This is a genomic window from Corynebacterium mycetoides, assembly GCF_900103625.1.
In the GTDB taxonomy this organism is placed as follows: Bacteria; Actinomycetota; Actinomycetes; order Mycobacteriales; family Mycobacteriaceae; genus Corynebacterium; species Corynebacterium mycetoides.
In genome coordinates this window covers 1,821,597-1,833,997 of record NZ_LT629700.1, presented here as the reverse complement: position 1 = coordinate 1,833,997, position 12,401 = coordinate 1,821,597, and the positions used below count along the sequence as shown (strand labels likewise).

Genomic DNA, 12,401 nt, shown 5'->3' with positions numbered 1-12,401 from the left:
TAGCCACATATGTAACATACGCAACACTTCGAGCGTTGTTAGGGATATCATGTAAATGATTTTGACCCGCAAATTGTCAAACCGTCCACTCACGCCGCGACCCCGAAAGTTGACACATGCCGCCACTGAACCCCCTGCAGCGCGCAGCCTTCACCGCCACCTCCCTCGCCCGCTTCGTCCGCGCCGCCGTCCGCGCGGGGGTACTCGACGTCGAAGGCACACCGCGCGGCCTCGCCCTGACCGTGCCCACCCTGGCGCGGTACCGCTTCACCACCGCCCGGGAGATCGAGCAGGGTGCAACCGTCAGCCCGCAGCGCAACGCGCTTATCGACGACGACGGTGTCCTCACCTACCGCCAGCTGCGCGACCAGGCGCGCACCGTCGCGCGATGGCTGCTCGCGCGCAAAGAGGAACGCCGGCTCGACGCCCTGCGCATCGGCGTGATGGCCCGCAACGGGCGCGGCATCATCCTGCCCATGGGGGCCAAGGGCTACGCCGGGGGCGAGCTGTTCCTTCTCAACGTGGGCTCCTCACCCGAGCAGCTCGCCGGCATCTTCGCCGAAAACAACGTGAACGTGCTGTTCATCGACGACGAGTTCGCCGAGCGCATCCCCGACGAGATGGACGGCATCGACGTCGTCTGGGCGCACACCGCCGCCGCGCACGGCACAGACGACACCCTGGACAGCATCATCAAGGCAGGCGACGCGGGCCTGCCGAAACTCCCCGCCTTCCCGCGGCACGGCAACATCGTGCTCATGTCCTCGGGCACCTCCGGAGTCCCGAAGGGCATTCTGCGACCCGAGCCCGTGCTGCCCCTAGTCGTGGCCGGCTACCTCGCCGCCGTGCCGTGGCACGCCGGCATGACGATGCAGATCACCGCGTCGATGTTCCACACCTGGGGCTGGTCCGCCGTCAACGTCTCGCTCGGCGCCCGCAACACCATTGTCACCCAGCGCGTCTTCGACCCGGAAAACGTCTTCCGCCAGATCGACCACTACCGGTGCGACGGCCTGTTGTCCTCGCCGATCTTTTTCAAGCAGATGCTCGACGTCGCCGACAACGAGAAGTGGGACACCTCCAGCCTGAAGTTCATCGCCTCCGCCGGCAACGCGCTGACCCCCGTCATCGTGGAGCGCATGATCGAGCGCTTCGGCCCGATCCTGGCCAACTACTACGGATCCACCGAACTCGCGCTCGCCGCCTGCGCCGAGCCCGAACTCGTGGCGGCGAACCCCACCGTCGCCGGCCGCGTGCCCCCAGGCACCATCCTGCGCATCTACGGCCACGACGACAAAGAGGTCGCCCGGGGCCAAGTCGGGCGCATCTTCCTCAACAACGAGACCGCGCTGAAGGGATACTCCAACCCCGAGACCCCCATCGTGACCATCGACGGGCTCGTGGAGATGGGCGACCTGGGCTATTTCGACGCCGACGGGTTCCTCCACGTGCTCAGCCGCAACGACGACATGATCATCGTCGGCGGCGAGAACGTCCACCCGCAATCCGTCACCGAGACGCTTGAACGCATGCCCGGCATCGACGACGTCCACTCCGGCGGCGTCGATGACGCGGACGCCTTCCAGCGCATTGCCGTATGGGTGGTACCCACGCGTGACAACGCCGGGCGGGCGCTCACCGCCGACGCCGTGCGCGCGTGGGTCCGCGACAACTTGGCGGACCACTCCATTCCCCGCGATGTCAACTTCGTCGAGGACCTGCCCCGCAACGCGACGGGAAAGGTAGTCCCGCGCCTGCTTCCGGCGTCGACACGCGAAGACGAGCGGTAGGCGCGGCGTTAAACCGGCGTTAAACTCTGGCAATGCACTTCTCCGCGAAAACTCTGCGCCGTTACATGAACTTTTGGCCGCCATTCATCGGCGCCGGAATCCGTCTCAAGGAATTTACCGACGACGGATCCCGCGTCGTGGTCACCCACACGGTAAACACACTCACCCGGAACGCCGCGGGCGTCGCCTTCGGCGGCACCATCATGGCCATGACGGACCCCTTCTTCATGCTCGCCTCGATGGCGCGCCTGGGCAAGGAGTACACAGTGTGGGACGTCGCCGGCGAGGTGAAGTTCCTCAAACCCGGCACGGGCACCATCACCGCGGTGATGGAGATCCCCGACGAGACCTACGAGCTAATCAAGGAAAAAACCGCCGACGGGTCCAAGTACCTGCACTGGTTCGACACCGAGGTGACCGATGAGGCGGGCGACACCGTGGCCACGGTACGCCGGCAGGTGTACTACCGGCGGAAACAAAAGTGAGCCACCTGCGAGAATCGAACTCGCGACCTTCTCATTACGAGTGAGATGCTCTACCGACTGAGCTAAGGTGGCCGGACAAACACACAAGGCGGTTGTACCGAGGCACTAGCTTAACCCAGGTCTCGCCCGCCACGAAAACCGGCAGGTTATTTCACGTTGCAGGCCTGCCGGATGCGGCCGATCATCCCGTTGAAGGCGATGACGGGGGTGACGTTCTGGTCCAGGCTGCCGCGGCAGATCGCGATCGCGTCCAGGCAGGCCACTAGGCCCTCCGGGGTGACCTGCTGGGCGATCTCGCGTGCCTGCCCCTCGTAGTCCGGATGGGTCAGCCCCACGGTCGCGCCGGTGCGCAGCACGAGCGCGTCGCGGTAGATTCCGGCGAGGTCCACCAGCACCAGGTCGAGGACGTCGCGGGTGCGGCGGGTGCCGCGCTTCTTCTGCAGCGCCTCGAGCTCCTTGACGCTGGCCGCCGCGCCGCGCAGCGCCTTCGCGGCCCCCTTGCCCCGCGCGCCCACGCCGAGCGCCTGCTCCAGCTTCTCCCGCTCTAAGGCGTCGCCCGATTCGTGGGCGGCCACAGCCTCCTTGTCGGTGGCCTTGAGCAGAGTGGCAACGGCCTTGAACACCTCGTCGCCGTGGAACACGAGCTCGGCCAGGTTGATCACCTGCGCGCGGAACTCCCGTGCGTCCTTGTCGCGCACGAGGCGGCGTGCCCGACCGATGTGGCGCAGTGAGGCGGCCGCCGCGAGCCGCGCCACATCCTCGCTCGCCCCCTCCTCCCGGGTGAGGATCCGCACCAGCTCGCTTTCCGACGGCTCCGGGATGTAGACGTGCCGGCAGCGGGAGCGCAGCGTGGGGGAGAAATCCTCCGGATCGGTCGACGGCGCGCAGAGGATGATCACCGTCGACGCGGGGGGTTCTTCGACTGTCTTGAGGAAGGCGTCGGCGGCGGCCGTCGAAAAGCGGTCGGCTTCGTCGATGATGATGACGCGCCACTTCCCAATCGTCGGCAGGCGGGAGGCCTTGCCGATTATGACGCGGACGGTCTCCACCGAGATCGACAGCTCCTTGGGCTCGATGCGCTCCACGTCCGTGTGCGCGCCCTTGAACACGGCTTGGCACGCCGCGCAGCGCCCGCAGCCGATCTCCTCCGGGTTGGTGCACACCAGCGCCGCGGCGAACGCGACGGCGGCGTGGGAGCGCCCCGCGCCGGGAGGGCCGGTGAACAGCCACGCGTGCGACATGGCGTAGGGGTCCCCCTCACCCCGCGCGGCCTGAGCGGCCCGCAGAACCGTCTCGCGCACGCGGGGAATGTCCGCGAGGCGCTCGCTCACGCTCACCCCAGTCACACATGCAACAGTACTACCTGCCCCGCGGGCCCCGCCATCGCATTAAGGTAGTACGGCGTGGACAGAATCTGGCGCGGTTTCAAGTGGCTGTGGGGCACCTCGTGGCCCCTCTACGCCGCCACCGTGCTGGGCACCAACGTCGTGGGCGCCATCGCCATCATGGCGTTCATCCGCTACCTCCTGCCCATGGAAGAGGTCGAAGAGCTCTCCCTGACCGGCGGCGGACTCGGCGTGATCGGGGTGAGCTACTTCGCCTTCGCCGTGGTGGTGGGCATTGTGGTGACGTTCTTCCTGTTCAGGCCCGTGCTGGAGTGGCAGCGGGAGCCGGAGGGCCACGACCCAAACATGGTGCGCAACCTGGTTCTACGCATCCCCACGCTGCAGACCGCCATCGTGGTCGCGGTGTGGCTCATCGGCATCGCGATTGCCACCATCGCCACCTCCCGCGTCAGCGGCCGCCTCACGCTCGTCGTCGTGGTGTCCACGCTGATGGCCTGCCTTGTCGTCGCGCTGCTCACGTACGTCCAAGCCGCGCGCCTGGTGCGCCCCATCGCGGCGTCCGCCCTGGCGAGACGCTTCGAGGACTCCACCCTGGAGCCGCCGATCAAGACACGGCTGTACATGACGTGGTTCACCACCACCGCGATTCCCCTGTGCGGCATCCTCCTGCTCGTGTGGGCGCAGCGCAGCGGGTTTTTCACCGACGCCCCCGGCGAACTCATGCCCGCGGTGGCGGCGTTGTCCCTCACCGCGCTGGTCACCGGAGGAGTGGGCACCATCTTCGCCATCATGGGCGTGGTCGACCCCGTCAAGGAGCTGCAGGCGGCAATCAACCGGGTGCGCCGGGGCGAGGCGGACACCCAGGTGGACATTTACGACGGCTCCGAGATCGGCGTCCTGCAAGCCGGCTTCAACGAGATGATGCGCGGGCTCAACGAGCGGCAGCGGGTGCGCGACATCTTCGGCCGCTACGTGGGCACCGAGGTGGCGCAGCGCGCTCTCGAGGAAAAACCGGAGCTCGGGGGCGAGGACCGCAAGGTTGCCGTCGTGTTCGTCGACGTCATCGGCTCCACCACGTTCGCCGTCAACCACTCGCCCGAGGACGTCGTCAGCGCGCTCAACGAGTTTTTCGAGGTCGTCGTCGATGTCGTGCACCGCAACAAGGGCGTGATCAACAAGTTCCAGGGGGACGCCGCGCTCGCCGTCTTCGGGGCGCCCACGGCGCTTCACGACGCCACCTCCCACGCACTGCAGGCAGCGCGCGAACTGCGCCAGGAGCTGCGGGACCTGCGGCTCCAGGCCGGTGTCGGCGTGGCCTCCGGCCACGTCGTCGCCGGGCACATCGGCGGATCTGACCGCTTCGAGTACACAGTTATCGGCGACGCAGTCAACGCCGCGGCGCGCCTGACAGATCTGGCCAAGGACACCCCGGGGCGCGTGCTCACCAACGCCGCGACGTTGCGCGCCGCCAACGAGGTGGAGCAGCAGCGCTGGACACTGATGAAGTCCATCGAGCTGCGCGGCCGCAACAAGATGACGCAGCTCGCCCGGCCCGTGCGCTCCACCTTGGCGGACCGCTACTAGCGCATCACTTCCTGCGGCTGCCCGCCTTGACAACGCGCTTCGTGGTCTTCTTCACTGCCTTTTTGGTTGTCTTTTTGGTTGTCTTTTTGGTTGTTTTCTTGGCCGTCTTCTTCGCCGGCGCGCCGCCTTCCTCCGCTTCCCTGGCGCGGCGGGCCGACAGCAGCTCGTTGGCGCGCTCATCCGTGACGGTCTCGGGGGTGTCGCCGCGCTGCAGCGACGCGTTGGTCACCCCGTCGGTGACGTACGGGCCGAAGCGCCCGTCCTTAATGCTCATGGGCTTGCCGGAAACGTCGTTGTCCCCCAGCAGCTTCAGCGGGGGCTTCGCGGCGGCCCGGCCGCGGCGCTTCGGCTCCGCGTAGATGCGTCGCGCCTCCTCCAACGTGATGGAGAAGATCTGCTCCTCACTCGCCAGAGAACGGGAGTCGGACCCCTTCTTCAGGTAGGGGCCGTAGCGGCCGTTCTGGGCGGTGATGACCTCGTTGTCCGCCGGGTCCACTCCCACCTCGCGCGGCAGGCTGAGCAGCTTCAAAGCCTCCTCCAGGGTCACCTCCGCGGGCTCCATGGAGGAAAACAGGGAGGCCGTGGCGGGCTTGAGCTGCTCGTCGACCAACTCGGCGACCCGCTTCTCCTTCTGGGCCGCCGCCGTTTTCGTCTCCCAGTTCTTCGCCCGCTTGCCCTCGGCGGCGCGCTGCGCGTCCTCCTCCTCGCGCTCCTTGGCCACGATTTCCAGGGCTTTCGCCTCGGCGCTGGACAACTCGTCATCACGCACGAGCTCGGTGACGTACGGGCCGAAGCGGCCCTCCTTGGCCACCACCGTGCGGCCGTTGTCCGGGTTCACACCCAGCTCGCGGCCCGACTGCGGGGTGGCGAAGAGCTTCTCCGCCATCTCCAGCGTGATCTCGTCCGGGGTGGCGGACTCCGGGAGGTTGGCGCGCTGGTACTCAGGCTCCCCGGTGGCGTCGGTGCCCACTTCCCGCTCAATGTAGGGCCCGTAGCGCCCGACGCGGACGTTGACGGGGCGCCCCTCGGAGTCGTCGAAAAGCTTCAGCGAGTTGACCTGGCGGGCGTCGATAGACTCCAGGTTCGCCTCGATGAGGTGCTTGAGTCCACCGCGGCGGGCGATCTCCTCGGCCATGTTGTCGTCCGCGTCGGCGTCACCGAAGTAGAAGCCCGTGAGCCACTGGGTGCGGTTCTCGTTGCCGTGGGCGATCTCGTCGAGCTCGTCCTCCATCGAGGAGGTGAAGTCGTAATCCACCAACGTGTCAAAGTTGTTCTCCATCAACCCGATGACGGAAAACGCCACCCACGTGGGCACGAGCGCGTTGCCACGGGTGACCACGTACCCGCGGTCCTGAATGGTCTTGATAATGGAGGCGTAGGTGGACGGGCGGCCGATGCCGAGATCCTCCATCTTCTTGACCAAGCTGGCCTCGGTATAGCGCGCCGGCGGGTTCGTGCTGTGCCCATCGGCGGTGATCTTTCTCGCCTCCAGCGCGTCGCCCTCCGCCAGCTGGGGCAGATGCGTCTCGCTGTCCTGGGAGTCCGAGTAGGCGCGCAGCCAGCCCGGGAAGGTGATGGTGCGGCCCGTCGCGGCGAACTCGACCCGCTCCCCGGACTGCGCCTGCCCCGCCACAGTCACCTTCATCGACATCCCCCGGGCGTCCTCCATCTGGGAGGCCACGGTGCGCTGCCAGATCAGCTCGTAGAGCTTGAACTCCTCGGCATCGAGCGCGCCCGCCAGCTGCCCCGGCGTGGCAAAGCGTTCGCCGGCCGGGCGGATCGCCTCGTGCGCCTCCTGGGAGTTCTTCACTTTCCGCGCGTACGTGCGCGGGGAGGGCGTGACGTAGTTGGAGCCGTAGAGCTCGGTGGCGGCGTTGCGCGCGGCTTCCAGGCCCTGCGAGGACAGCGCGGTAGAATCCGTACGCATGTAGGTGATGTGCCCGTTCTCGTAGAGCCGCTGCGCGATCCGCATCGTGCGCGCCGAGGTGAAGTGCAGCTTGCGGCCCGCCTCCTGCTGCAGCGTCGAGGTCATGAACGGCGCGTAGGGCTTGCGCGAATACGGCTTCTCCTCCACGCTCGCGACCTGCATGTCGCGGCCTTTTAGCCCCTCGGCCAGCGCCTCGGCGGCGGCCTGGTCCACAACGTAGACGTCCTTCGACTTCACCCGGCCCCGGTCGTCGAAGTCGCGGCCCTGGGCGACGCGGCGGGAATCCACGCTGACCAGCTTCGCGTCGAACTCGCTCTCGCCCGCAAGCGTGGCGGTGACGTCCCAGTACTCCGCGGAGACGAACGCCATGCGCTCGCGCTCGCGCTCCACGATGACGCGGGTCGCCACCGACTGCACGCGGCCCGCGGACAAGCGCGGCATGACCTTCTTCCACAACACCGGGCTGACCTCGTAGCCGTAGAGGCGGTCGAGGATGCGGCGGGTCTCCTGGGCGTCCACCAAGTTGTAGTCGAGCTCGCGGGTGTTGCGCGCGGCCTCGCGGATCGCCGACTCGGTGATCTCGTTGAACACCATGCGTTCAACCGGCACCGAGGGCTTCAGCGTTTCCAGCAAGTGCCACGCGATGGCCTCGCCCTCGCGGTCCGGGTCTGTGGCGAGTAGCAGCTTGTCGGACTGCTTGAGCTTCGCTTTGAGGTCCGCCACCTTCTTCTTCTTGTCGGGGCTGACCACGTAGATGGCCTCGAACCCCGCGTCCGGGTTCACGCCCAGCTTGGCCCACGGCTCCTTCTTGTACTTCGCCGGGATATCGGCCGCGCGGCCGGGAAGATCGCGGATGTGCCCGACCGACGCCTCGACAATAAAGTCGTCTCCCAGGTACTTCTGGATCTTCTTGGCCTTCGTCGCCGACTCGACGATGACGAGGGTTTTGCCGTTGTCCGCCACGCTGAGTGACACCTCACTTCGCATTGTTCATCCGCACCTTATTATTAACGTCTTATTTGCGTCCACTCGACGCCTGCGACGCGACGGCGGGATCGCCACCACCGGTACGGTAATAAAACTCTCTTAGTTGTATCAGAGAAATATGACCGCGGGTGCAACCCGTGCGCGCGGGTGGGGCCGGCGCACTAGAATCGCTGAGAGGTTCGGGGCGCGACATTCACAAGGAGGTGCGTCGGTGATTGATTCCCTGATCAGCTTCCTCGAACAGCTGATGCAGATGCCGATCTTCTACCCGTTGGTGACACTGCTCATCATCGGGGACGCCCTCGCCCCCATCATCCCCTCGGAAACGGTGCTCAACCTCGCGGGCGCGTTCTCCGCCTCCGTCGGCGTGCCCAACCCGATGGGGGTGATCGTCGCGGCGATTATCGGCGCCGTCATCGGCGACAACATTTGCTACCTGCTCGGCAACCGCCTCATCGGCGTGGTCAACCGCCTCGACCCCAACTCCAAGGCGGGATCGGCCATCACGTGGGTGAAAAGGAACATGAAGCGGCGCGCCGGGGTGACCATCATCGTGGCCCGGTTCATCCCTTGGGCGCGGTGGGTGGCCACGATCGTATTGGGGTCGATCCGCTACCCGTGGCTGTCGTTTTTCGTCTACGACACCATCGGGGCAGTGATCTGGGCGTTTCTGGGGGTGGGCGTGGGCTACCTCGGCGGCTCGCTGTTCGCCGACTGGCCGCTCCTCGCAATGGTCGTCGGCGTGACCCTGGGCTCCCTCGTCGGCCTGGCCATCCAGCGAATCCAGGTGCGCCTGTTCGAATGGCTCGACGTGCGCCGCGGAGTGTCCAAGCTCTAGGGCGCCAGCTTTGGGGCGTGCAAAAGCCCCCTCCCGGAGGAAGGGGGCTGTTATATATTCTGCGCGCTTAGAGCGGGCGGACAGCCTGAGCCTGCGGGCCCTTGGCGCCCTCGCCGATCTCGAACTCGACCTGCTGGTTCTCCTCGAGGGTGCGGAAGCCGTTGCCCTGGATCTCGGAGTAGTGGACGAAGACGTCTGCAGAGCCGTCTTCCGGAGCGATGAAGCCGAAGCCCTTTTCAGCGTTGAACCATTTGACAGTTCCGGTAGCCATTGATGTGCCTTTCAAAAAATCGTGGTTGAAACTCGGTCGAGGAACCACCAGGCCATGAATGGACCTGGTGCCCGCGTACAAACACTCGCGAGCACCTAGCTAGGCGCGCACAGAATCTGCGACCGACAGTCATTGTGCCATGAATCGCCCACCCAGTCGAGTGGTGGCGTAATCTTCTCCCCCGATGTCAGTTTCAATCGGCGACGAAATCCTCGCGCACTTGCGCAGCAGCATGCCGTCCGCGACGGTCACGCACGTCGAAAAGCTCCCCGGCTCCCCCGCCCGCTTCGCCGAGTGGCCCGAGTGGGTGAACCCCGATCTTCGGGCCATGCTTGTCGACGCCTCCATCACGCGCCCCTATTCCCACCAGCGAACCGCCGCTGACCTGGCCTGGGAGGGCCGCGACGTGGTCGTGGCCACCGGCACGTCCTCGGGGAAATCCCTGTGCTACCAGCTGCCCGTCCTGTCCACCCTGGCCTCCGACGCGACGGCGTGCGCGATGTACCTCACCCCGACCAAGGCCCTCGGCTCGGATCAGCTCCAGGCGACGACGCGGCTGACCCGGGGGGTGCCGGGGTTGGCGGGGGCGCACCCCGCCCCCTACGACGGCGATACCCCCGTCGAGGCTAGGGCCGGGATACGGGAGCAGTCGCGTTTCGTGTTCACCAACCCGGATATGCTCCACGCGGCGATCTTGAGCGGCCACACCAAGTGGGGGCGCCTGCTGCGCAAGCTGCGCTACGTGGTGGTCGACGAGTGCCACACCTACCGCGGGGTCTTCGGCGCGAACGTCGCCCTCGTGCTGCGACGGCTCCTCCGGCTGTGCGAGGCGTACGGCTCCTCGCCGACGCTCATCTTCGCCTCGGCGACGGCCGCGGACCCCGCCGCGCAGGCCTCCCGGCTCAGCGGCCGCGACGTGACGGCCGTGACCGCCGTGACCGACGACGGCGCGCCGACCGGCGAGAAGACGGTCATCCTGTGGGAGCCGGGGTTCATCGAGGGCGCCGAGGGCGAACACGGCGCGCCGGTGCGCCGCGCTGCCACCACCGAGGCCGCGGATGTCATGGCCCAGCTCATCCATCAGGGAGCGCGGACACTCACGTTCGTGCGCTCCCGGCGCGCCTCGGAAATCGTGGCCATGCGCACCGCCGAGAACCTCGTGGCCGCCGGGCGCGCCGACTTCGCCCAGCGCGTCGCCTCCTACCGTGCGGGATACCTGGCCGAGGATCGCCGCGCGCTCGAGCGCGCCCTGGACAACGGGGACCTGCTGGGCGTGGCCAGCACGAACGCCCTCGAGCTGGGTATCGACGTCGGGGGGCTCGACGCCGTGGTCATGGCCGGCTTCCCGGGCACCGTCGCGTCGTTTCGCCAGCAGGCGGGCCGCGCGGGCCGCCGCGGCCAGTCGGCGATGGTGGTGTTGATCGCCCGCGACGAGCCCATGGACACCTACCTGGTGAACCACCCTGAAGCCCTGCTGGGCAGGCCCGTGGAAAACAGCGTGTTCAACCCGGCTAACCCCTACATCCTGCGGGGGCACGTCTACTGCGCGGCGGTGGAAAAGCCGCTCACCCCGCGCGACGTCGACGACTTCGGGGCGCGCGCGGTGGTCGACGGCCTTGTGGCGGACGGCTTTTTGCGGCACCGCGCGGCGGGCTGGTTCGCCGTCCCACAGCTCGCGGGCGCCATCTCGCCCGAATCCGCGCATTCCTCGGTGAGCCTGCGCGGCGGAACCGGTGAGCAGGTCATGATCGTCGACACCACGGACGGTCGCCTTTTGGGCACGGTGGATTCGGGCCGCGCGATGAGCCAAGTGCACGACGGCGCTGTCTATATCCACCAGGGCGAGTACTACGTCATCGACACCCTCGACCTGGACGACTACGTCGCGCTGGCCACCCCGGGAACGCCCGGGTACTCCACCCACGCGCGGTCCACTACCGAGATCACCATCCTGGGCGAGGCCCTGGAGTGCTCCAACCCGTCGCCCGGACTGTGGGTCGCCAGGGTGGATGTCGAGGTGGTCGACCGCGTCACCGGCTACGTCGTGCGGCTTGACGACGGCACCGTGTCCGAGCACATCCCCCTCGACCTGCCCGAGCAGCGCCTGACGACCCGCGCCGTGGCCTACACCATCGACCCGCTGGTGCTGGACGAGATCGGCATCGGCGCCGGGGACGTGCCGGGCGCGCTGCACGCGGCGGAGCACGCCGCGATTGGCTTGCTGCCGCTGCTGGCCACCTGCGACAGGTGGGACATCGGCGGCGTGTCTACCGCGCTGCACCCCGACACTCTGCTGCCCACCGTCTTTGTCTACGACGGACACCCCGGCGGGGCCGGGTTCGCCGACGAGGGTTACGCGCGGTTTGCGGAGTGGATCGCCGCGACCTACGACACCGTGAAATCCTGCGGGTGCGAGGCGGGGTGCCCCTCGTGCGTGCAGTCTCCGAAGTGCGGAAACGGCAACCAGCCGCTGGACAAGCGGGCGGCGTTGGCACTGCTTGGGGCGCTGGTGAGCATGACCGCCAGTTAGAGGGGTCCAGCCCGGGCGCGCGCCTCGGCCCCGCCCACCGCGGCAGCGACGATGACATCGCCCCCGGAGAGCTCGCAGGCGGTGAGCGCCGCGGCGTTGGCGGCCGCGGTCTCGGCGGCGACGCGGCACGCGTCTGCACCCTGGTAGTGGGCCTGCGCGCCCGCGACGGCGGACAAGTCGGCCGCCGCCTGGGCGCGGTGCGTGTCCGCCACCCGGGCCCCGGCTGCCGCGACCACGAGGAAGAGCCCCATTACGGCGGCGATAACGCCCGCGGAGGTGACCGTGGCGTACCCCCGGTCATCCCGGGGCCGCCACCTTCGCTTGGCGTTCCAGATGCGCACGATCACCGGAACTCCACCGGGAAGGTAGCCGTCGCGGTCATCGGCGTCACCGGGGCGGGCACCACGGCGGTGACTGTGACCATCCCGCCCGCCTGCTCGACGGTGACGGTGCCGCGGCTCGGCGTGAAGTCCACCCCAATGGCGTGGGAGCGCGCCGCCGCCGCGGCGATGTCCACCGCCGAGATGTAGGCCGCCATGGTGGCGACACCCGCGACGATCGCGGCGGCCACCGTCAGCAGGACCGCAAGGGAGAGGGCGGCTTCGACGGTGACGGAGCCGCGGTCGTCGACAAGCATCAGGCG

At 67.7% G+C, this 12,401-nt stretch carries 10 protein-coding genes and 1 tRNA gene; 5 read left to right on the top strand and 6 right to left on the bottom strand.

Annotation, left to right across the window (positions count from 1 at the left end; all coding sequences use genetic code 11):
• Positions 1–116 precede the first annotated feature (116 nt).
• Both BLS40_RS08810 and BLS40_RS08805 read left to right on the top strand, forming a co-directional pair.
• On the top strand, positions 117–1,790 hold the full coding sequence (locus BLS40_RS08810; protein ID WP_092151362.1) for an AMP-binding protein: 1,674 nt from the start codon (positions 117–119) through the stop codon (positions 1,788–1,790).
• A gap of 32 nt (positions 1,791–1,822) precedes the next feature.
• The gene (locus BLS40_RS08805) at positions 1,823–2,275 is read left to right on the top strand and encodes a DUF4442 domain-containing protein (protein ID WP_092151360.1); all 453 of its coding nucleotides are present in this window, start codon (positions 1,823–1,825) and stop codon (positions 2,273–2,275) included.
• Here BLS40_RS08805 and BLS40_RS08800 read toward each other — a convergent pair.
• Both BLS40_RS08800 and BLS40_RS08795 read right to left on the bottom strand, forming a co-directional pair.
• Positions 2,275–2,347: transfer RNA gene (locus BLS40_RS08800), tRNA-Thr, on the bottom strand. The genes BLS40_RS08805 and BLS40_RS08800 overlap by 1 nt on opposite strands.
• A 74-nt stretch (positions 2,348–2,421) precedes the next feature.
• Positions 2,422–3,621: a DNA polymerase III subunit delta' gene (locus tag BLS40_RS08795; RefSeq protein ID WP_092151358.1), complete on the bottom strand. Its 1,200-nt coding sequence runs from the start codon at positions 3,619–3,621 to the stop codon at positions 2,422–2,424.
• A gap of 57 nt (positions 3,622–3,678) precedes the next feature.
• On the opposite strand from BLS40_RS08795, the gene BLS40_RS08790 reads away from it, so the two are divergent.
• Positions 3,679–5,205, top strand: coding sequence for an adenylate/guanylate cyclase domain-containing protein (locus tag BLS40_RS08790; RefSeq protein WP_092151357.1), 1,527 nt, complete (start codon positions 3,679–3,681; stop codon positions 5,203–5,205).
• A 4-nt stretch (positions 5,206–5,209) separates the two neighbouring features.
• On the opposite strand, the gene topA is transcribed toward BLS40_RS08790, so the two are convergent.
• The gene (gene topA / locus BLS40_RS08785) at positions 5,210–8,107 is read right to left on the bottom strand and encodes a type I DNA topoisomerase (RefSeq protein WP_456236288.1); all 2,898 of its coding nucleotides are present in this window, start codon (positions 8,105–8,107) and stop codon (positions 5,210–5,212) included.
• A gap of 223 nt (positions 8,108–8,330) precedes the next feature.
• Here topA and BLS40_RS08780 point away from each other — a divergent pair, with 223 nt between their 5' ends.
• The gene (locus BLS40_RS08780; RefSeq protein WP_092151353.1) at positions 8,331–8,957 is read left to right on the top strand and encodes a DedA family protein; all 627 of its coding nucleotides are present in this window, start codon (positions 8,331–8,333) and stop codon (positions 8,955–8,957) included.
• 67 nt (positions 8,958–9,024) lie between these two features.
• Here BLS40_RS08780 and BLS40_RS08775 read toward each other — a convergent pair whose 3' ends face one another.
• Positions 9,025–9,228 (bottom strand): cold-shock protein, encoded by a 204-nt coding sequence (locus tag BLS40_RS08775; RefSeq protein WP_092151352.1) that lies wholly within the window; start codon positions 9,226–9,228, stop codon positions 9,025–9,027.
• Positions 9,229–9,412: 184 nt separating this feature from the next.
• Between BLS40_RS08775 and BLS40_RS08770 the strand changes: the two genes are divergently transcribed.
• Positions 9,413–11,758 carry a DEAD/DEAH box helicase gene (locus BLS40_RS08770; protein ID WP_092151350.1) on the top strand — a complete coding sequence of 782 codons (2,346 nt, stop codon included), beginning with the start codon at positions 9,413–9,415 and terminating at the stop codon, positions 11,756–11,758.
• On the opposite strand, the gene BLS40_RS08765 is transcribed toward BLS40_RS08770, so the two are convergent.
• Together BLS40_RS08765 and BLS40_RS08760 are read right to left on the bottom strand one after the other, a co-directional pair.
• Entirely contained in the window at positions 11,755–12,105 is a 351-nt protein-coding gene (locus BLS40_RS08765; protein WP_231908437.1) for an Rv3654c family TadE-like protein, read from the bottom strand. The genes BLS40_RS08770 and BLS40_RS08765 overlap by 4 nt on opposite strands.
• Positions 12,102–12,395, bottom strand: coding sequence for a hypothetical protein (locus BLS40_RS08760; protein ID WP_092151347.1), 294 nt, complete (start codon positions 12,393–12,395; stop codon positions 12,102–12,104). Before BLS40_RS08760 ends, BLS40_RS08765 begins: the two co-directional genes overlap by 4 nt.
• Positions 12,396–12,401: the final 6 nt, after the last annotated feature.